This window comes from Streptomyces sp. NPDC006687, from assembly GCF_040636215.1.
GTDB lineage: Bacteria > Actinomycetota > Actinomycetes > Streptomycetales > Streptomycetaceae > Streptomyces.
In genome coordinates this window covers 185,670-205,617 of the sequence record NZ_JBEYJJ010000004.1, presented here as the reverse complement: position 1 = coordinate 205,617, position 19,948 = coordinate 185,670, and the positions used below count along the sequence as shown (strand labels likewise).

Below are 19,948 nucleotides of genomic sequence, written 5' to 3'. Positions count from 1 at the left end.
TTGCACCGATGTGCCCCAGCGTGCCGGATTCCCGGCCTCCGCGCCGCCCGGCCTGTCGGAGGCGTCCGGCCACCGGCCGGATCCTGCGCTTAGGCTGACCCCATGACCACCGCGTCGGACCCCTCGTACCCGGCCCACTGGGAAGCGGACGTCGTGCTGCGCGACGGCGGAACCGCCCGGATCCGGCCCATCACGACCGAGGACGCCGGGCGGCTGGTCAGCTTCTACGAGCAGGTCTCGGACGAGTCGAAGTACTACCGCTTCTTCGCCCCCTACCCCCGCCTCTCCGACCGCGACGTGCACCGCTTCACGCACCACGACTACGTCGACCGCGTCGGCCTCGCCGCCACCATCGGCGGGGAGTTCATCGGCACCGTCCGCTTCGACCGCATCGGCCCCGACGGACGGCCCGCCTCCGCCCCCGCCGACGAGGCCGAGGTGGCCTTCCTCGTCCAGGACGCCCACCAGGGCCGCGGGGTCGCCTCCGCCCTCCTCGAACACATCGGAGCCGTCGCCCGGGAGCGGGGCATCCGCCGTTTCGCGGCCGAGGTGCTGCCCGCCAACACCAAGATGATCAAGGTGTTCACGGACGTCGGCTACCAGCAGAAGCGCAGCTTCGAGGACGGTTCCGTCCACCTCACCCTCGACCTCGAACCCACCGCCGAGTCCCTCGCCGTCCAGCGCGCCCGCGAACAGCGCGCCGAGGCCCGGTCCGTCCAGCGGCTCCTGGCCCCCGGCTCGGTCGCGGTGATCGGCGTCAGCCGCTCCGGATCCGGCGTGGGTGCCGCCACGCTGCGCAACCTGCGCGACGGGGGCTTCCACGGACACCTCTACGCCGTCAACGAGGCCCGCGCCCCCGGCATGGAGGGGGACCTGCTGGACGGGGTGCGCGCCTACCGCACCGTGGCGGACATCGGGGCCCCCGTGGACCTCGCCGTGATCGCCGTCCCCGCCGGACGGGTGCCGGACGCCGTCGCCGCCTGCGGGGAGCACGGGGTGCAGGGGCTGGTGGTGCTGTCGGCCGGGTACGGGGAGAGCGGCCCAGCGGGGCTGGCCCGGCAGCGCGAGCTGGTGCGGCAGGTGCGCTCGTACGGGATGCGGCTCATCGGGCCCAACGCCTTCGGGGTGATCAACACCGCGGCCGACGTCGAGCTGAACGCCTCCCTCGCCCCCGCACCCGCGACCGCCCGGGGGCGGATCGGGCTGTTCACGCAGTCGGGGGCCATCGGGATCGCCCTGCTGTCCGGACTGCTGCGGCGCGGCGAGGGTCTGTCCTCCTTCGTGTCCGCCGGCAACCGGGCGGACGTCTCCGGCAACGACATCCTCCAGTACTGGTACGAGGACGAGGCCACCGACGTCGCCCTGATGTACCTGGAGACCCTCGGCAACCCCCGCAAGTTCACCCGCCTCGCCCGCCGCACCGCCGCCCTCAAGCCCCTGGTCGTCGCCCTCGGCGGCCGCCACACCCCCGCCGGGCACGTCGTCACCGGGACCCGGCTGCCCGAGGCCACCGTCTCCGAGCTGATGCGGCAGGCCGGTGTCATCCAGGTCGACACCGTCACCGAGCTCGTCGACGTCGGGCGCCTGCTGGCCGGGCAGCCGCTGCCGGCCGGACCCCGCGTGGCCATCCTCGGCAACTCCGAGTCCCTCGGGGTGCTCACGTACGACGCCTGCCTGACCGAGGGGCTGCGGCCGGCGCCCCCGCTGGACCTCACCACCGCCGCCACCCCCGAGGACTTCCGCGCCGCCCTCACCGCCGCCCTGGCCTCCGATGACTGCGACGCCGTCGTGGTCACCGCCATCCCCTGGGTCGGCGAGCGGGCCCTGGCCGACGACCTCGCGGAGGCGCTGCGCCAGGCCGTCGCCGAGGTGCCCGGCAAGCCCGTCGCCGTCGTCCACGTCGAGCTCGGCGAGCTGGTGGAGGCCCTCTCCGCCGCCCGGGCCACCGCCCCCGCCGCCACCCAGCCGCCGCCGGCACCCGCGCCCGCCGGCGCCCCCCGCGACCGCGCCCCGGCACCCTCGGGCACCCCCGCCCCCGGGGGTCGGATCCCCGCCTACCCGGCGGCCGAGCGGGCCGTGAAGGCCCTCGCCGAAGCCGTCCGCCACGCCCAGTGGCGCCGGGCCAACGCCGACGCCGGTCACGTCCCCGAGTACGAGGACATCGACGAGAGCGGCGCCGCCGCCCAGCTCACCGCCCTCCTCGCCGGCGTCCCCGAAGGAGCCGCGCTGACCCTGGACGAGCCCGAGGCCCGCGAGCTGCTCGCCCGCTACGGCATCCGCGTCCTGCCCACCCTCCCCGCCCCCAGCGCCGACGCCGCCGTCCGCGCGGCCCGGATCCTGGGCTACCCCGTCGCCCTCAAGACCACCGCCCCCCACCTGCGCCACCGCGCCGACCTGGGCGGCGTACGCCTCGATCTGACCACCGAGGCCGAGCTGAGGCGCTCGTACGAGGAGCTCACCGAGGCCCTCGGCAAGCCCGCCGAACTGCTGCCCGTCGTCCAGACCATGGCCCCGCGCGGGGTGGACACCGTCGTCCGCTCCGTCGTCGACACCGCCGCCGGCGCCGTGCTCTCCTTCGGGCTCGCCGGGGTCCCCTCCGAACTGCTCGGCGACACCGCGCACCGCCTGGTCCCCGTCACCGACCGCGACGCCGCCGGCCTGATCCGCTCCCTGCGCGCCGCACCCCTGCTCTTCGGCTGGCGCGGCAGCGACCCCGTCGACACCCCCGCCCTGGAGGAGCTGCTCCTGCGGCTGTCGAGACTGGTGGACGACCATCCCGAGGTGACCGGGATCTCCCTGGAGCCGGTCGTCGTCGCCACGGAGGGCCTGTCCGTGCTCAGCGCCACCGTGCGCGTCGCCCACCCGCCCGCCCGCACCGACCTCGGGCCGCGGACCCTGCCCAGCTACTGACCGACGGGCAGGTAGGCGGACCCCGTACGGGCCTTAGGATGGACCTCATGGCGAAATCCGGTACGACGACCCAGGGGCTGCGCGCGGCGATCGAGCGCAGCGGCTACTACCCGGCCCTCGTGGCCGAGGCCGTGGAGGCCGCGGTGGGCGGCGAGCCGGTCTCGTCGTACGTGGTCCACCAGGAGACCACCTTCGACTCCAACGAGGTCCGCCGGCACGTGACCGTGCTGGTCCTCACCGACAGCCGGTTCATCGTCAGCCACACCGACGAGCAGGCCGCCGACGCCGGGTCCCCGTCCCCGTACGCGACCACCTCCACCGAGTCGGTCAAGCTCAGCTCGATCTCCTCCGTGGTGCTCAGCCGCGTCGTGGCCAACCCGGAGTTCTACACCCCCGGCCGGCTGCCCCGCGAGGTCGTCCTGACCATCGGCTGGGGCGCGGTCTCGCGCATCGACCTGGAGCCCGCCGCCTGCGGCGACCCCAACTGCGACTCCGACCACGGCTACACCGGCAACTCCACCGCCGACGACCTCAGCCTGCGCGTCAGCGAGGCCGGCGACGGCCCCGAGACGGTCCGCCAGACGCTGCTCTTCGCCCAGGCGCTCTCCGAGGCCACCGCGGCCACCACCCGCTGATGCCGTACTCCGCGCCGCCGAGCTGGCCGGGCGATCCGGAACCGCTCGACCTCGCCGGGGCCCCGGTCCCCGAGTACGGCACCGGCTCGCTCGCCGACCTGCTGCCGACCCTGGCGGCGGGCCAGGGCGTCCCCGGCCTCACCGCCGGGATCGCGGAGCTGACCCCGGCCGACCGCAACTGCGTCTTCCTGGTCGACGGCATGGGCTGGGAGCAGATCAAGGCCCACCAGGAGTACGCCCCCTTCCTGGCCTCCCTGCTCGCGAGCTCGCGCGGCGGCACCGGCCGGCCGCTCACCGCCGGCTTCCCCGCCACCACGGCCACCTCCCTGGCCTCCGTCGGCACCGGCCTGCCGCCCTCCCGGCACGGCCTGCCCGGCTACGCCGTCCGCGACCCGGCCTCCGGCCGGCTGATGAACCAGCTCCGCTGGCAGCCGTGGACCCCGCCCAAGCCCTGGCAGCCGTACCCGACGGTGTTCCAGCTCGCCGACGCGGCCGGAGTGCACACCGCCCAGGTGTCCGCGCCGAACTTCCAGACCACCCCGCTCACCCAGGTGGCCCTCAGCGGCGGCACCTTCCACGGCCGGATGACCGGCGAGGACCGGATGGACCTCGCCGCGATCCAGCTCGCGGCCGGTGAGCGCTCCCTCGTCTACACGTACTACAGCGAGCTCGACGGGGCCGGACACCGCCACGGCGTGGACTCCGACGCCTGGCGCGGCCAGCTCATGTACGTCGACCGGCTCGTGCAGCGGCTCGCCGAGCAGCTGCCGCCGCGCACCGCGCTGTACGTCACCGCCGACCACGGCATGGTGGACGTCCCCTTCGACGAGGACTCCCGCATCGACTTCGACGAGGACTGGGAGCTGGGCGCGGGCGTCGCCCTGCTCGGCGGCGAGGGCCGCGCCCGGCACGTCTACGCCGTCCCCGGCGCCGAGGCCGACGTACTGACCGTATGGCGCGAGGTGCTCGGCGACCGCTTCTGGATCGCCGGCCGCGAAGAGGCCCTGGACCGGGGCTGGTTCGGAGCACCGGGGGAGTGCGACGAGCGGGTCCTCGGCCGGATCGGCGACGTGATAGCCGCGGCCCAGGCCGATGTCGCGATCACCGCCTCCCGCAACGAGCCCAACGAGTCGGCCCTCACCGGTATGCACGGCTCCATGACGGCGGCGGAACAGCTGGTCCCCCTCCTGGAAATCCGCACCTGACCGTCCCACCGCCCCCCTGTCCCCTCACGGCCCACGACCTGAAAGGCCCCGTACTTCCCATGCCCGAGCTGGTGTTCTTCTCCGGAACGATGGACTGCGGAAAGAGCACACTGGCTCTCCAGATCGGCCACAACCGCTCCGCCCGCGGCCTCCAGGGCGTCATCTTCACCCGGGACGACCGGGCGGGCGAGGGCAAGCTCTCCTCCCGGCTCGGCCTGGTGACCGAGGCGGTCGAGGCCGCCGAGGGCATGGACCTGTACGCGTACCTGGTGGAGCTGCTGTCCAAGGGCGGCAAGGCCGACTACGTGATCGTGGACGAGGCGCAGTTCCTCGCGCCGCAGCAGATCGACCAGCTGGCCCGCATCGTCGACGACCTCGACATGGACGTCTTCGCCTTCGGCATCACCACCGACTTCCGCACCAAGCTCTTCCCCGGCTCCCAGCGGCTGATCGAGCTCGCCGACCGGATCGAACAGCTCCAGGTCGAGGCCCTGTGCTGGTGCGGCGCCCGCGCCACCCACAACGCCCGCACGGTGGACGGGGTGATGGTCGTCGAGGGCGCCCAGGTGGTGGTCGGCGACGTCAACCGCCCGGCCGGGGAGGTCGGCTACGAGGTCCTGTGCCGGCGCCACCACCGCCGCCGCCTGACCTCCGCCTCGGCCCACGCCGCGAGCCTCTCCCCGGACGTCCTGCCCGTCAACTCCGCCTGACGCCATCCGGCGCGGACTTCCGCAACTCACGGTGACCTGGTGCTCGGGGGAGCTGAGCGGGAGGTGCCCGTCCTACCTTCGTGGGGTGACGACCGCCGCCCCCGTCCCCGCCCTCGGCCACCACGCCCTGCTGGTGCTCCTCCTCCAGCTGGCCCTCCTCCTGCTCCTCGCCGTCTGCCTGGGCCAGCTGGCCGCACGCTTTCGGATGCCCGCGATCGCCGGCGAGCTCCTCGCGGGCGTGCTCGTCGGCCCCTCGGTCCTGGGCCACCTGCTGCCCGGCCTCGCCGGCCGACTGCTGCCGGAGACGCCCGCACAGATGCACCTCCTCGACGCGATCGGCCAGCTGGGCGTCCTGCTTCTCGTGGGAATCACCGGCACCGAGCTGAAGTACGACCTCGTCAGGCGCCGCAGGGCCACCGCCCTGCGGGTAAGCCTCGCCGGCCTGGTCCTGCCGCTGGGGCTCGGCGTCGCCGCGGGCTACCTGCTGACCACCCCCCTGCTGCCGGACGGCACCGACCCGACGGTGTTCGCCCTGTTCCTCGGTGTGGCCCTGTGCGTCAGCGCGATCCCCGTGATCGCCAAGACGCTGATGGACATGGACCTCCTGCACCGCGAGATCGGCCAGCTCACCCTCGCGTCCGGGGTGATCGACGACGTCGTCGGCTGGTTCCTGCTGTCCGTCGTCTCGGCGATGGCCACGGCCGGCCTGACCGTCGGCAGGCTCGCCGCCTCCCTGCTGTTTCCCGCGGGCGCCGTCGTACTCGCCCTGCTGGTGGGCCGGCCCCTCGTCCGGCTCGCCCTGTGCGCGGCCGACCGGTCGCCGGATCCGGGGCCGACCGTCGCCGTGGCGGCACTGGCCGTGCTGCTCGGCGCGGCGGGTACGCACGCACTGGGCCTGGAGGCCGTCTTCGGGGCCTTCGTCGCCGGCGTCCTGCTCGCGACCAGCGGCAGGCTGGACCCGGAGCGGCTGGCCCCGCTGCGCACCACGGTGCTGGCCTTCCTCGCGCCGGTCTACTTCGCCACGGCCGGGCTCCGGATGGACCTGACCGCGCTGGCCCGGCCCGAGGTCCTGGGGGCGGCGTGCGCCGTGCTGGCCGTGGCCGTGCTCGGCAAGTTCGCGGGTGCCTACGCCGGAGCGAGGCTGAGCCGGCTGAGCGGCTGGGAGGCCCTCGCGCTCGGCGCCGGAATGAACTCCCGCGGGGTGATCGAGGTGATCGTGGCGATGGTGGGCCTGCGGCTGGGCATCCTGGGCCCGGAGGCGTACACCGTCGTCGTCCTCGTCGCGATCGTGACCTCCCTCATGGCACCGCCCCTCCTGCGTGCCGCCATGGCCCGGGTGGAGAGGCCGGAGCCGGACCCGGGCGCCGGTGCGCGGGGCCTGGCGCCGCCTCCGGCTGCCACGGTCTGAGGACGCGCTCAGGCGGGCCCGGGGGCGAGCCCGTCCTCGACCAGCCCGGCCAGGACGGCCCGGCCCAGGGCGTGCACGGCGGACTGGGGCCGGACCATCACCGTGAACTCCCTGATCCGGCCGTCCTCGTCGAACTGGAGCAGGTCGATCCCGTGGATCTCCCGTCCCGCCACGCTGCCCCGGAAGGGCAGGATGACCGACGGGGCGGCCTCCCCGTCGGCGCTGGTCTCGGCCTCACCCTCCAGCCGCCCCAGGTAGCGCAGCTCCTCGAAGGTGCGCAGCAGGACCCCGAACAGGCCCATGACCATCGCCTTGCCTTCGAACGGGACGAACTTCACGGGGCTGTAGAGGCGGACGTCGTCCGTGAACAGCTCGTCCAGCGCGGCGAGATCGCGCTTCTCCACGGCGGTGCGGAAGCGTTCGGCAGTCTCCATGACCCCTCCAGGAATGCGGCGTCGACTACTCAATAATCTGACTAGTCACTTTCTTGAGTATGATGCCGAGGCGCCCGGGCAAACGGAAGGGGGCCGGACATGGCACTGCGGCACGCGGTCCTGGCCGCGCTGCTCGACGACGAGTACAGCGGCTACCAGCTGGCGAAGGCGTTCGACATCGGCGTCGCCAACTTCTGGCACGCCCTGCCCCAGCAGCTGTATGCCGAACTGGCCAGGCTGGAGACGGACGGGCTGGTCACGGGCCGGGAGGTGGTCCAGGAATCGCGGCCCAACAAGCGCCTCTTCCGGGTCACCGACGCCGGCCGCGCCGAGCTGGAGCGGTTCGCCGGGACCGAGTCGAAGCCGTCCTTCATCCGCGACGACCTCCTGGTCAAGGTCCAGACCGCCGACCGCGTCGGCACCGGCCCCGTCATCGAGCAGCTGGAGCGGCGGGCCGCCGCCGCCGACGCCAAGCTCGAACTCCTCGGCACGCTCCTGCAGACCCTGCGCGGCGACCTGGACGAGGCGGAGTTCCTCCTGCGGGGCGAGCGGATCGGGGGCTACCTGACCTGCCTGCGCGGCCTCGCCTTCGAACGGGAGCACCGGGACTGGTGCCTGCGGACCGCGGCCGTCCTGAGAGAAAGGCAGCACATCCGTGAGCACCGGTGAGCCCCTGCGCTACGTCGCCCTGGGCGACAGTCAGACCGAAGGAGTCGGCGACGGCGACGACGCGACGGGCCTGCGCGGCTTCGCCGACCGGCTCGCCGAGCACCTCGCGGCCGCCCACCCGGGGCTGCTCTACGCCAACCTGGCCGTCCGGGGCCGGCTCGCCGGCCAGGTGCGCGCCGAGCAGCTGGCCCCGGCCCTGGAGCTGGAGCCCGGTGTGGCCACCGTCGTGGCCGGTGTCAACGACCTGCTCCGCCCGCGGTTCGACGCGGCCGAGGTGGCCGGGGAGCTCGAGGAGATGTTCGCCGCGCTGACCGCCGCCGGGGCCCGCGTGGCGACGGTGACCTTCCCCGACGTGACCCGGATCGTGCCCGTGGCCCGGCCGTTGCGCCCCCGCGTGGAGGAGCTCAACGCCCGGGTGCGCGCCGCCGCCGCACGCCACGGGGTCGTGGTCGCGGAGACGGGCCGGGCGGCCGCCGCGGCCGACCCGCGCCTGTGGAGCACCGACCGGCTCCACGCCAACCCCCTCGGTCATGCCCGGATCGCCGCCGCCCTGGCCGAGGCCCTCGCCCTGCCCGGCTGCGACGACACCTGGCGGCGTCCCCTGCCGCCCCGGCCACCCCGCGGCGCCCTCCGGACGGCGGCGTCCGAGGTGGGCTGGGCGGCGGGATTCCTCGGCCCCTGGCTCGGACGGCGGCTGCGCGGCACCTCCTCCGGCGACGGCCGCACCGCCAAGCGCCCCCGCCCGCTCCCGGTGGCCTAGGCCGAGCGCACCACCGCGAAGAGCGCCCCCTCCGGGTCGGCCACCAGGGCCAGCCGCCCCCGGATCCGGTCCCGGGGCGGGCTCAGCACCCGCCCGCCCAGCTCGGCCACCCGGGCCGCCGCCGCGTCGGGGTCGCCGACCTCGAAGTAGGTCATCCAGTGCGGCCCCCGGTCGTGCGGCAGGGACCGGCCGACCCCGTGCACCGCGGCCACGGGCCGGCCGCCCAGCCGCAGGGTCAGGTAGTCGAAGTCGTCGGAGCCGGCCGCGTGCCGCTCGGCCTCGTGACCGAAGACGTGCTGGTAGAACTTGCCGACCGTCGAGGTGTCCTGGGTGACCAGCTCGTTCCACACCGGGGTCCCCGGCACCCCGTAGCGCTGCCCGTGCCCCGAGTCCTGCCAGATCCCGAAGATGGCCCCGACCGGATCGGAGCAGATCGCCACCCGCCCCTCCGCCCCGGCGTCCATCGGGCCCACGGCCACCGTGCCGCCGCAGGAGCGGATCGCCTCGGCCGCGCAGTCGGCGTCGTCGGTGGCGAAGTACGTGGTCCAGGCGACCGGAAGATGCCGGTCCGGCGGCATCTCGCCGATGCCGGCCACCTCCTCGCCGTCGAGGACGGCCCGCACACCCGGCCCGAGCTGCGCGGGTCCCGGCTCGTACTCCCAGCCGAACAGGTCGGCGTAGAAGTCCTCGGTCCGCCCGAGTCCGTGCACCATCAGACTCACCCAGCACGGTGTGCCGGACGGCCGCCGCGAAGCCCCCGCTGCCTCGGTCATGTCAGCAGTCTCCTCCGTCGTGTCCCGATTGACGCCGCTGATGCTTCCACTCCGCGACGCGCGGCGCGCCCCGACCGGGCCGGACGGTACGGGCGCTGACGCAGATGTCCGGATCACTGCGCCCGCCGGTGCCCGGCGCGTCACCGGGCCGCGGGGGCGGGGAGGAAGATGGCCCCATGACTGCGATTCTCTCGGCCTCCGCACTGATGGACGAACTGGCCGGCCCCCGCCCGCCGGCGCTCCTGGACGTCCGCTGGCAGCTGGGCGGCCCCGACCAGCGCCCCGCCTACGAGGCAGGACACCTGCCCGGCGCCGTGTACATCGACCTCGACCGCGAACTGGCAGGTCCGCCCGGTGCCGGCGGCCGCCACCCGCTGCCCGACCCCGAGGCGTTCGGCGCCGTGATGCGCCGCGCCGGGGTGCGCGCGGACGAGCCGGTGGTCGTGTACGACGGCGGGCAGGGCTGGGCGGCCGCCCGCGCCTGGTGGCTGCTGCGCTGGACGGGTCACCCGAACGTGCGAGTCCTCGACGGGGGTCTGGCCGCCTGGACGGCGGCGGGCGGCCCGGTCACCGCCGACGCGGCCACCCCGGCCGAGGGTGATTTCAAGCCAAACCCGGGGCGTTCGGGTCTCCTGGAGGCCGAGGACGCGGCCGCCCTGGCCCGCACGGGGCTGCTCCTGGACGCCCGGGCGGGCGAGCGCTACCGGGGCGAGGCCGAGCCCATCGACCCGGTCGGCGGCCACATCCCGGGCGCGGTGTCGGCCCCGACCACCGAGAACGTGGGCCCCGACGGGTTGTTCCTCGCGCCGCAGACCCTGCGGGCCCGCTTCACGGAACTCGGCGCCACGCCGGGCACCGAGGTGGGCGTGTACTGCGGTTCCGGGGTCTCCGGCGCGCACGAGGTCCTCGCGCTGGAGGTGGCGGGCATCCCGGCCGCCCTCTACGCGGGCAGCTGGTCGCACTGGACCTCCGACCCGCGGCGCCCCGTGGCCACCGGCCCCAACCCCTGACCGGTCCGCGTCCGGCGGCGCCCCCGAGGGGGCCCGCCGGGCGGGCTACTCCTGCTTCTTGCGCCGGGTCCCGAAGACGATCTCGTCCCAGCTGGGCACCGCCGCGCGGCGCCCGGGCCGGACCCCGTCGGCCTCGGCCTGCCGGTCGGTCGTCCCCGTCAGCCGCTCGCGGTGTCCGGCGACCGTCCGGGGCATCAGCACGTCGGCGTACGCCGATCCGGCGCCCGCCGAGGCCGCCGCGGCCGGGGGTTCCTCCGTCTCGGCCTCCTCGTCCGCGACATCCGTACGCTCCGGGACCACGAGGTCGCCCCGGAAGCTGGGGACGGCCTCCAGGAGGCTGGTCAGCGTGTCCCTCTCCTCCTCGGGCTCCGGCGCGGGCGGGGGAGGGGCGGGCCGCTCGATCTGCCGGTCGAGGGCGCGGTCCAGCGGCCGGTCGCGCGGCAGCCGGGCGATCCTCGGCACGAACGGGAAGCTCGGCTCCGGGGTGGAGGGCAGGTCGTCGGACTCGCCGATCAGGGAGCGGGCCTCGTCGTCCACGGCGACGACCAGCCGGCGCGGAGGGTCGTAGGTCCAGCTCGCCGCGTGCGGCTCGCCCGCCACCCGGTAGACCAGCAGGACCTCCCAGGTGCCGTCGTCCCGGCGCCAGGAGTCCCACTGCACCGAGTCCTTGTCGGCCCCGCGCAGCGTGAGCCGCTCCTGCACGGCCTCGCCGAGCTGGGGACCGGTGTTCTCGCCGGGGCGGCGTACGGGCGTCTTGCGGGCCCGTTCGGCCATGAAGGCGCGCTCGGCCAGGACGGGGCCCTCGAAGCGGCGGACCCGGTCGACCGGGATGCCGGCGAGCTGTGCGACCTCCTCAGCGGAGGCGCCGGCCCGTATGCGGGCCTGGATGTCACGGGGGCGGAGGTGGCTCTCCACCTCGATCTCGATCTGGTTCAGGCGCGCGCGGTCATTGCGCACGGCAGCCCGCAGCCGCTCATCGATCGGAAGCGTGTACTCCGTGCTGTCCGCAGCCTTGAGCACCAGTCGTGTTCCGTCATTCGAGACGGCCACGACACGCAGTTCGGGCATGGGGACCTCCCGGGTGGTGCCTGCCGACGTCACGTGCGTCGCTGCTTCCGCTAGTCGAGTGTGGCCTGCCCGGGTGCAGCCTGCCACAACCTTGCCGAGTTAAACCGGCGTGTCGGGCATGCGCCCTTGATCGACGTTATGGCACGGTTACCTGTTGGGCACGCACAGTGACCGAGTGGTTACTGTGCGCAGCAGGAGCCCGTGCGATACCGCGGCATCACCGGTCGTGAGCGCCGCTTCTCCGTCAGCCGGCCCCCTCTCCCGGGTCCGGACATCCGAAAGGAAGCACGGCCCCAGGGCTCGCCACAGTACTCCATTCGGGCCACCCGGGTGGACCGCCGCGCCGCGGAACTTGTCCCGGGCGCCAGGAGTTGGCCTGCCCGGAATCGGGTCCGCACGGCGGTCCGCCCGCGTACGCGGCCGTTTCGGGGCGCCCGGCCCCGAAACGGATGCGGCGTCAGTCCCCCAGGACGCGCCGCAGGTAGTCGTTGCCGAACACCCGGTCCGGGTCCAGCCGGTCGCGTAGCGCCGTGAACTCGCCGAAGCGGGGGTAGGCGGCGGCCAGGTACTCCGCGTCCCGCGTGTGCACCTTGCCCCAGTGGGGGCGCCCGCCGTGGGCGGTGAAGAGGCGCTCGGCCGCCGTGAAGTAGCTCTGGTACGGGGTGCCCCGGTACATGTGCACCGCGATGTAGGCCGTGTCCCGTCCCGAGGCCGTGGACAGGGGGATGTCGTCCGCCGGGGCCGTCCGCACCTCCACCGGGAAGCTGATCCGCAGACCGGAGCGGTCCACCAGCGCCTTGAGCTCCCGCAGCGCCTCGACCGCCCGCTCGCGCGGAAGGGCGTACTCCATCTCCACGAACCGCACCCGGCGCGGGCTGGTGAACACCTTGTACGGGATGTCCGTGTAGGTGCGCGCCGACAGGGCGCGGCTGGCGATCCGGGCGATGGAGGGGATGGCCGCGGGGACCGCGCGGCCCAGGGAGTTGACGGCCTGGAAGACGCCGTTGGACAGCAGCTCGTCCTCGATCCAGCCGCTGACCGCCCCCAGCGGGGCGGCGGGGCCCTGGCTGCGGTTGTTGCGCTTGGTGTTGCAGTTGCCGGTGTGCGGGAACCAGTAGAACTCGAAGTGCTCGTTCTCCGCGACGTGCTGGTCGAACTCGGCGGTCACCCGGTCGAAGCCCATCGGCTCCTCGCGGGCGGTCAGGAGGAACAGCGGCTCCACGGCGAAGGTGAGCGAGGTGATGACGCCCAGCGCCCCGATGCCCAGCCGGGCGGCCGCGAAGACCGCGCGTTCCTCGTCGGTCCCCTGCTCCGAACAGGTCATCAGGCGCCCGTCCGCGGTGACCAGTTCCAGGGCGCGGATCTGCGCGGCGAGGGAGGCCGAGTCGCGGCCGGTGCCGTGCGTGCCGGTGCTGGTGGCGCCGGAGACCGTCTGCTCCATGATGTCGCCCATGTTGGTGAGCGACAGGCCCCGCGCGGCCAGGGCGCGGTTGAGGTCCTTCAGGGGCGTGCCCGCCGCCACCGTGACGGTGCCCGCGGCCCGGTCGGCCGACAGGATCCCGGAGAGCCCCTGCGGCCGTATCAGCACCCCGTCGGTGGCGGCGGCCGCGGTGAAGGAGTGGCCCGTGCCGACCGCCTTCACCCGCAGCCCCTGCGCGGCGGCCCGGCGGACCTCCTCCTGGAGTTCGCCGACCGAAGCCGGCGCCACCACCCGGGCGGGGGTGGCGCGGACGTTGCCCGCCCAGTTACGCCAGGCGGTCCGCCCGCTCTGCGCTGCTATCCCCGATGTCGCCGTCACGCGAGGGCTCCTCCCCTTGCGCCGGCCTCGTCAGCCGGCGGTAACCCGCGAACGCCACCGCCGCCGCGGCGGCCCCCGCCGAGACCGAGACGACGTATCCGCGCTGGGCCCCGGCCGCGTCGATGACCAGACCGGTCACGGAGGAACCGACCGCGACACCGACCGCCAGGCCGGTGCTGATCCACGTCATGCCCTCGGTGAGCTTCGCGCGTGGTACGTGCGCTTCGATCAGGGCCATCGTGGTGATCATCGTGGGAGCGATGGCGAGGCCCGAGACGAAGAGCGCCACGGCCAGAAACGGAAGGTTCCCGGCCAGTAGGAGGGGGATCATACTCACGGCCATCGCACAGATGCCCAGTACCCAACGGCGTTCCATCCGCCCCTTGAGATGGAGCAGGCCGAAGACGATGCCCGCCAGACAGGATCCGGCCGCCCAGATGGCCAGGATGAAGCTGGCCGCGGCCTTGTGGCCCTGCTCCTCGGCGAAGGCGAGGGTGGAGACGTCGATGGACCCGAAGATCGCGCCGGTCGCCACGAAGGTGGCCGTCAGCACCTGCAGGCCCGGGGAGCGCAGGGCGGAGGAGTGCTTCCCGTCGCGGTCGCGCGGATGCGGCGGCGGCTCGGTGGCGCGCTGTGCGGTGAGCAGCCAGACACCGACCAGCAGGCAGCCCGCGGCGATCACCGGACCGGCCTCCGGGAACCAGGTGGTGGACAGCCCGATGGCCAGGATCGGGCCGAAGATGAAGCAGACCTCGTCGATCACGGACTCGAAGGAGTACGCCGTGTGCAGCTCGCGCGGCGCCTCGCGGTAGAGCTCGGTCCAGCGGGCGCGGACCATCGAGCCGACGCTCGGTACGCAGCCCGCGACCGCCGCGAAGACGAACAGCGTCCAGTCGGGCAGTTCGTAGGCCGCGGCCAGCACCAGAGCGGTCACGGAGGCGACGGAGACCAGCGTCGCGGGCCGCAGCACCCGCCGCTGCCCGTACTGGTCGACCAGCCGGGAGACCTGGGGGCCCATCACCGCGGCCGCCAGGGCCAGGGTGCCGGTGAGGGCGCTGGCCATCGCGTAGCGGCCGGTGAGCTCCGAGATCATGGTCAGGATGCCGACGCCGACCATGGAGATGGGCAGCCGGCCTATGAGTCCGGCGGCGCTGAACGCCTTGGTGCCGGGTGCCGCGAAGATCGCGCGGTAGGGACTGGGCAAGGGCTCTCCGTAAGGGACGACTTCGGCCCCTCCAGGCTACGGCCGCCCCTGAGGCACCCGCTCGGGGACAAGGGCGGCACCGACAGGGCGGCCGGTGGAACTTAGGGTCACCTTACCTGGGAACCGTTCCGGTATGCGGACCGGCCGGTTCTCCCGCACGCGCCCCGGGTGGCAGGATGCGGAACATGCCAGACCAGCTCCGTGCCCCTGACGCGCCCGCGGCCGACGGCCTCGCGGCTCCCTACGACGCCCTCCTGCTGCTGTCCTTCGGCGGCCCCGAGGGACCCGACGACGTCGTGCCGTTCCTGGAGAACGTCACCCGCGGGCGGGGGATCCCGCGCGAGCGCCTCAAGGAGGTGGGCCGGCACTACTTCGGCTTCGGCGGGGTCAGCCCGATCAACGGGCAGAACCGCGAGCTGCTGGCGGCGCTGCGCAAGGACTTCGCCGACGCCGGCCTGGACCTGCCCGTCTACTGGGGCAATCGCAACTGGGCCCCGTTCCTGACCGACGTGCTGCGCGAGATGGTCCGCGACGGCCGCCGCCGCATCGCGGTCCTCGCCACCAGCGCCTACGCCTCCTACTCGGGCTGCCGCCAGTACCGCGAGAACCTCGCCGACGCGCTGGCGGCCCTGGCGCAGGAGGGCCTGGAGCTGCCCCGGGTGGACAAGCTGCGGCACTACTTCAACCACCCCGGCTTCGTACGGCCCATGACCGACGGGGTGCTGGCCTCGCTCGCCGCCCTGCCCGAGGAGGTCCGGGGCGGCGCCCACCTGGCCTTCACCACCCACTCCATCCCGACCGCCGCCGCCGACACCTCCGGTCCGGCCGAGGACCACACGAGCGCGGGCGAGGGCGGGGCCTACGTCAGGCAGCACCTCGACGTGGCCCGGGTGATCGCCGACGCCGTCGCCGCCGAGACGGGCACCGCCCACCCGTGGAAGCTCGTCTACCAGTCCCGCAGCGGCGCCCCCCACATCCCCTGGCTGGAGCCCGACATCTGCGACCACCTTGAGGCCCTGCGCGAGGAGAACGCGCCGGCGGTCGTCATGGTGCCCATCGGCTTCGTCTCCGACCACATGGAGGTCCTCTACGACCTCGACACCGAGGCCGCCGCCAAGGCCGCCGAACTGGGCCTGCCCGCCGAGCGCTCCGCCACCGTCGGCGCCGACCCGCGCTTCGCCGCGGCCGTACGGGAGCTGGTGCTGGAGCGCGCCGCCCGTGAGCGCGGCGAGCGGCCCGCGGAGTGCTGGGTGGGCAGCCTGGGCCAGAGCCACGACGTGTGCGCGGTGGGCTGCTGCCCGGCGCGTTCGCCCCGCCCGGCGGCCGCCGGCGCGGACAGCCCGTACGCGTAGGGGGAGCACATGATCTCCGAAGAGCTCAAGGCCGAACTGCTGGACGTGGGCCTGGAGGCGGCCCGCCGGGCCGGGGAGCTGCTGCGCGACGGCCGTCCCGCCGATCTGGCGGTGGCCGCGACCAAGTCCAGCCCCATCGACGTCGTGACGGAGATGGACCTCGCGGCGGAGAAGCTCATCACCGGGATCCTCGCGGAGCGCAGGCCCGGCGACGGGATGCTCGGCGAGGAGGGCGCGGACGTCCCCGGCAGCAGCGGGGTGCGCTGGGTCGTCGACCCGCTGGACGGCACCGTCAACTACCTCTACGGGCTTCCCGGATGGGGCGTGTCCATCGCCGCCGAGTACCGGGGCGAGACCGTGGTGGGCGTGGTGGAGGCCCCGGTGCGCGGGGAGACGTACCACGCCGTGCTCGGCGGCGGGGCCTGGTCGGGCGGCGCCCGGCTGGCCTGCCGGGCGGCGGCCCCGCTGGACCAGGCGCTGGTCGCCACCGGGTTCGGCTATCTCCAGGCGCGGCGGGAGCACCAGGCCGAAGTGGCCCGGCGGATCATCCCCCTCGTCCGGGACATCCGGCGCGCCGGCTCGGCGGCGCTCGACCTGTGCGACGTCGCGGCCGGCCGGCTCGACGGGTACTACGAGCGCGGGCTGAACCCCTGGGACCTGGCGGCGGGGGAGCTGATCGCCCGTGAGGCGGGCGCGCTGACCGGGGGCCGGCCCGGGCTGCCGGCCTCGGGGGAGCTGACGGTGGCGGCCACCCCGGCGGTCTTCGCCTCACTCCAGCCGCTCCTGGAGGAAGCCGGGGCCTGGCACGACTGAGCCGGGCCCGGTCCGGCCCGGGTCCGGGCCCGGTCCGGACGCGAAAGGACCCCCTGCCGCGGGTGCGGCAGGGGGTCCGTCGCCGTTCTGTGCGGCCGCCGCGGAGCCGGGGCTCGGGAGCGGGCCGTATCGCTCGGCCGGGGCAGGCGGAGGCAGACCGGGGCGGGGGCCCCGGTCAGGCCGCCGTGACCGGCACGCCGTGTTCCGCGGCGAGCCGCTGGAGGTCATCCAGAGCGGCCTGTTCCACATCCGCGAGGTAGTCGTCGCCCGTCTCACGGGCCTTGCTGAGGTCCGACTGCGTGGCCTTGATGCGCTGCAGGAGACCCGCGGTGAATGCGTCCATGGTGGGTGCGCCCCCTCTTCGTGGGTCGCGGCGGACGAGCGCGGGGCAGTCCGCCGACAGGAGTGGATGGGGTGTGCAGTCGTCCTCCCCGGCACCCAGGGCCCAGAAACCTCGTGAGGCGAGGGAATCCTCACTTCTGCGCCCGTCGGACGCCCGAAGGGGCCCTCAGGGGCGCCTTACAGCCGGTTTACGGCCGAAACCGGCAGGATGGGGGCGCAATACAGGTGCCCTCAGGAGTGCCCTCGAGGCTCGAAGGAAGGAAACGACGTGCGCGTACTCGTCGTCGAGGACGAGCAGCTGCTCGCCGATGCGGTGGCCACCGGCCTGCGCCGGGAGGCCATGGCCGTGGACGTCGTGTACGACGGCGCCGCGGCCCTGGAGCGCGTCGGGGTGAACGACTACGACGTGGTCGTGCTCGACCGGGACCTTCCGCTGGTGCACGGCGACGACGTCTGCCGGAGGATCATCGAACTCGGCATGGCCACCCGCGTCCTGATGCTCACCGCCTCCGGCGACGTCAGCGACCGCGTGGAGGGCCTGGAGCTGGGTGCCGACGACTACCTGCCCAAGCCCTTCGCCTTCAGCGAGCTGACCGCCCGCGTCCGCGCCCTGGGCCGGCGCACCACCGTGGCCCTGCCGCCGGTGCTGGAGCGGGCCGGGATCAAGCTGGACCCCAACCGGCGTGAGGTGTTCCGCGAGGGCCGTGAGGTGCAGCTGGCACCCAAGGAGTTCGCGGTGCTGGAGGTCCTCATGCGCAGCGAGGGGACGGTGGTCTCGGCCGAGCAGCTGCTGGAGAAGGCGTGGGACGAGAACACCGACCCCTTCACCAACGTCGTCCGGGTGACGGTCATGACCCTGCGCCGCAAGCTGGGCGAGCCGCCCGTCATCGTGACCGTGCCCGGCTCCGGGTACCGGATCTGACCTGATGGCCGCGACCCCGTCACCGCCACCGGCGCCACCGAAACCCACCTGGGACCCCGGCCAGCCCGAGGGTCCTTTCCCTTGGCTGCGGCCGACCATCCGGATACGCCTCACCCTGCTCTACGGCGGCATGTTCCTCATCGCCGGGATCCTGCTGCTGTCGATCATCTACCTGCTGGCCGCGCAGGCCCTGCGGGAGGGCAACGCGCTCCCGTTCAAGATCGTGGGCGGGCAGAAGGTCGAGGTCTCCAGCAGCACCTGCCCCGGCGTCGGCATCGACCAGTCGATCGAGCAGTTCAACGCCGCGATCGGCCAGTGCATCCTCGACCAGCGCAAGCACGCGCTGGACGACCTGCTCAGCCGCTCCCTGATGGCCCTCCTGGGCCTGAGCGTGATCGCCTTCGCCTTCGGCTACGCGATGGCCGGCCGGGTGCTCTCGCCGCTCGGGAAGATCACCCGGACCGCCCGCCGGGTGGTCGGCTCCGACCTGACCCGGCGGATCGAGCTGGACGGGCCGGACGACGAGCTCAAGGAGCTCGCCGACACCTTCGACGAGATGCTCGACCGCCTGGAGCGGGCCTTCACCGCCCAGCAGCGGTTCGTGGCCAACGCCTCGCACGAGCTGCGGACCCCGCTGGCCATCAACCGGACCCTGCTGGAGGTCCACCTGTCGGATCCCGGTGCGCCGGTGGAGCTTCAGCAGCTCGGCAGGACCCTGCTCGCGACCAACGAACGCAGCGAGCAGCTGGTCGAGGGCCTGCTGCTGCTGGCGCGCAGCGAGAACCAGATCGTGGAGCGCAAGCCCGTGGACCTGGCGGAGGTCGCCTCGCGCGCCATCGACCAGGCGCGCGGGGAGGCGGTGGCCAAGGGGGTGGAGATCCGCGGCGAGCGCGCCCTGGCCGTGGTCCAGGGCAACGGCGTGCTGCTGGAGCGGATCGCCCTGAACCTGGTGCAGAACGCCGTCCGGTACAACGTGCCGGAGGGCGGCTGGGTGGAGGTCACGACCGAGGTCCAGCACGGCCAGGCGGTGCTGGAGGTGTCGAACACGGGTCCCGTGGTTCCCGCGTACGAGGTGGACAACCTCTTCGAGCCCTTCAGACGGCTGCGTACGGAGCGAACGGGCAGCGACAAGGGTGTGGGCCTCGGACTGTCCATCGCGCGCTCTGTGGCGCGCGCACACGGCGGCCGCATCCTGGCGACCCCGCGTGAGGGAGGAGGGCTGGTGATGCGTGTCACGCTGCCCCTTTGATCCGCCTCCGGGGTGTTCGCCGTCAGCGGAACTCCCCGAGTGGGCGGAGCGGCTCGGCTGTGTGATCGATCACATGGCCGAGTGTCCGGGTGTGCGCGTTCCGTGACCCCGAGACGGCCGGAAAGCCCGGGAAGTCCGGGTTTCCGGCCCCCTGAATGGCGGGAAATACACGGGGTGGCGTTTGTGCAAGACGGCCCCCCGACCGTGTACGGTCCCGGTCGTCATCCCAGCTACGGACCCCTGCGGGCGCGGGGCTGGGTGTCGATTGAGTAACAGACCTTGATGTGAGGCAAAATCTCCGCCTCAGGTCGGGCACAAGTCCGGCCTCTCGCGCGTTACGTGCGCTGAGACACCGCTAAATCCCAGAGGGGGAGAGCGAAAAAATGGCAACGGACTACGACACCCCACGCAAGACCGACGATGACGTCGACAACGACAGCATCGAAGAGCTGAAGGCGCGGCGCAGCGACAAGGTCACTTCCAGCGTCGACATCGAGGACTTCGACGGCGCCGAGAGCCTGGAGCTCCCGGGCGCGGACCTCTCCAACGAGGAACTGGCCGTCCGGGTGCTGCCCAAGCAGGCGGACGAGTTCACCTGCATGAGCTGCTTCCTGGTGCACCACCGCAGCCAGCTGGCTCGTGAGAAGGACGGCCAGCCGATCTGCCGTGACTGCGACTAGGTCTCG

Annotated in this window: 19 protein-coding genes; 13 read left to right on the top strand and 6 right to left on the bottom strand. The window is 73.7% G+C overall.

Annotated elements, in window-relative coordinates; translation table 11 throughout:
* The first annotated feature begins 102 nt into the window (after positions 1–102).
* The 5 genes from ABZ716_RS07375 (at position 103) to ABZ716_RS07355 (ending at position 6,868) form a co-directional block, all read left to right on the top strand.
* Positions 103–2,910, top strand: coding sequence for a GNAT family N-acetyltransferase (locus ABZ716_RS07375; protein ID WP_358957332.1), 2,808 nt, complete (start codon positions 103–105; stop codon positions 2,908–2,910).
* Between the two features lie 47 nt (positions 2,911–2,957).
* The gene (locus ABZ716_RS07370; protein WP_358957329.1) at positions 2,958–3,545 is read left to right on the top strand and encodes a DUF5998 family protein; all 588 of its coding nucleotides are present in this window, start codon (positions 2,958–2,960) and stop codon (positions 3,543–3,545) included.
* A complete protein-coding gene (locus ABZ716_RS07365) occupies positions 3,545–4,750 on the top strand; it encodes a nucleotide pyrophosphatase/phosphodiesterase family protein (protein ID WP_358812760.1) in 1,206 nt (401 codons plus the stop codon). Before ABZ716_RS07370 ends, ABZ716_RS07365 begins: the two co-directional genes overlap by 1 nt.
* Before the next feature lie 59 nt (positions 4,751–4,809).
* Entirely contained in the window at positions 4,810–5,460 is a 651-nt protein-coding gene (locus tag ABZ716_RS07360) for a thymidine kinase (protein ID WP_351880588.1), read from the top strand.
* 85 nt (positions 5,461–5,545) lie between these two features.
* On the top strand, positions 5,546–6,868 hold the full coding sequence (locus tag ABZ716_RS07355; RefSeq protein ID WP_358957327.1) for a cation:proton antiporter: 1,323 nt from the start codon (positions 5,546–5,548) through the stop codon (positions 6,866–6,868).
* An 8-nt stretch (positions 6,869–6,876) separates the two neighbouring features.
* Here ABZ716_RS07355 and ABZ716_RS07350 read toward each other — a convergent pair whose 3' ends face one another.
* Complete coding sequence (locus ABZ716_RS07350; protein WP_358812762.1) at positions 6,877–7,302, bottom strand: nuclear transport factor 2 family protein; 426 nt, start codon at positions 7,300–7,302, stop codon at positions 6,877–6,879.
* A gap of 99 nt (positions 7,303–7,401) precedes the next feature.
* Between ABZ716_RS07350 and ABZ716_RS07345 the strand changes: the two genes are divergently transcribed.
* A complete protein-coding gene (locus ABZ716_RS07345; RefSeq protein WP_358957324.1) occupies positions 7,402–7,971 on the top strand; it encodes a PadR family transcriptional regulator in 570 nt (189 codons plus the stop codon).
* Positions 7,958–8,731, top strand: coding sequence for an SGNH/GDSL hydrolase family protein (locus ABZ716_RS07340; protein ID WP_358957321.1), 774 nt, complete (start codon positions 7,958–7,960; stop codon positions 8,729–8,731). Before ABZ716_RS07345 ends, ABZ716_RS07340 begins: the two co-directional genes overlap by 14 nt.
* Here ABZ716_RS07340 and ABZ716_RS07335 read toward each other — a convergent pair.
* Entirely contained in the window at positions 8,728–9,504 is a 777-nt protein-coding gene (locus ABZ716_RS07335) for a VOC family protein (RefSeq protein WP_358812765.1), read from the bottom strand. The genes ABZ716_RS07340 and ABZ716_RS07335 overlap by 4 nt on opposite strands.
* A 176-nt stretch (positions 9,505–9,680) precedes the next feature.
* Between ABZ716_RS07335 and ABZ716_RS07330 the strand changes: the two genes are divergently transcribed.
* Entirely contained in the window at positions 9,681–10,514 is an 834-nt protein-coding gene (locus tag ABZ716_RS07330; protein WP_358957318.1) for a sulfurtransferase, read from the top strand.
* A 45-nt stretch (positions 10,515–10,559) separates the two neighbouring features.
* Here ABZ716_RS07330 and sepH read toward each other — a convergent pair whose 3' ends face one another.
* The 3 genes from sepH to ABZ716_RS07315 form a co-directional block, all read right to left on the bottom strand.
* Positions 10,560–11,582, bottom strand: a complete 1,023-nt coding sequence (sepH, locus tag ABZ716_RS07325; RefSeq protein ID WP_351880567.1) for a septation protein SepH — start codon at positions 11,580–11,582, stop codon at positions 10,560–10,562.
* Between the two features lie 457 nt (positions 11,583–12,039).
* Positions 12,040–13,380 (bottom strand): D-arabinono-1,4-lactone oxidase, encoded by a 1,341-nt coding sequence (locus tag ABZ716_RS07320; protein WP_358957316.1) that lies wholly within the window; start codon positions 13,378–13,380, stop codon positions 12,040–12,042.
* Complete coding sequence (locus tag ABZ716_RS07315) at positions 13,328–14,584, bottom strand: MFS transporter (protein WP_358957314.1); 1,257 nt, start codon at positions 14,582–14,584, stop codon at positions 13,328–13,330. The genes ABZ716_RS07320 and ABZ716_RS07315 overlap by 53 nt, the downstream gene beginning before the upstream one ends.
* 185 nt (positions 14,585–14,769) lie before the next feature.
* Between ABZ716_RS07315 and ABZ716_RS07310 the strand changes: the two genes are divergently transcribed.
* Together ABZ716_RS07310 and ABZ716_RS07305 are read left to right on the top strand one after the other, a co-directional pair.
* Positions 14,770–15,936: a ferrochelatase gene (locus tag ABZ716_RS07310; protein WP_358957312.1), complete on the top strand. Its 1,167-nt coding sequence runs from the start codon at positions 14,770–14,772 to the stop codon at positions 15,934–15,936.
* Positions 15,937–15,948: 12 nt separating this feature from the next.
* Complete coding sequence (locus ABZ716_RS07305) at positions 15,949–16,749, top strand: inositol monophosphatase family protein (RefSeq protein ID WP_358812788.1); 801 nt, start codon at positions 15,949–15,951, stop codon at positions 16,747–16,749.
* Positions 16,750–16,924: 175 nt separating this feature from the next.
* Here ABZ716_RS07305 and ABZ716_RS07300 read toward each other — a convergent pair whose 3' ends face one another.
* Complete coding sequence (locus ABZ716_RS07300) at positions 16,925–17,092, bottom strand: hypothetical protein (protein ID WP_358812770.1); 168 nt, start codon at positions 17,090–17,092, stop codon at positions 16,925–16,927.
* A gap of 267 nt (positions 17,093–17,359) precedes the next feature.
* Here ABZ716_RS07300 and ABZ716_RS07295 point away from each other — a divergent pair, with 267 nt between their 5' ends.
* From ABZ716_RS07295 to ABZ716_RS07285, 3 genes are all read left to right on the top strand, one after another.
* The gene (locus ABZ716_RS07295) at positions 17,360–18,013 is read left to right on the top strand and encodes a response regulator transcription factor (RefSeq protein WP_351880549.1); all 654 of its coding nucleotides are present in this window, start codon (positions 17,360–17,362) and stop codon (positions 18,011–18,013) included.
* Between the two features lie 4 nt (positions 18,014–18,017).
* Positions 18,018–19,262: a HAMP domain-containing sensor histidine kinase gene (locus ABZ716_RS07290; RefSeq protein WP_358812771.1), complete on the top strand. Its 1,245-nt coding sequence runs from the start codon at positions 18,018–18,020 to the stop codon at positions 19,260–19,262.
* A 383-nt stretch (positions 19,263–19,645) separates the two neighbouring features.
* Positions 19,646–19,942 carry a DUF4193 domain-containing protein gene (locus ABZ716_RS07285; protein WP_042809536.1) on the top strand — a complete coding sequence of 99 codons (297 nt, stop codon included), beginning with the start codon at positions 19,646–19,648 and terminating at the stop codon, positions 19,940–19,942.
* Positions 19,943–19,948: the final 6 nt, after the last annotated feature.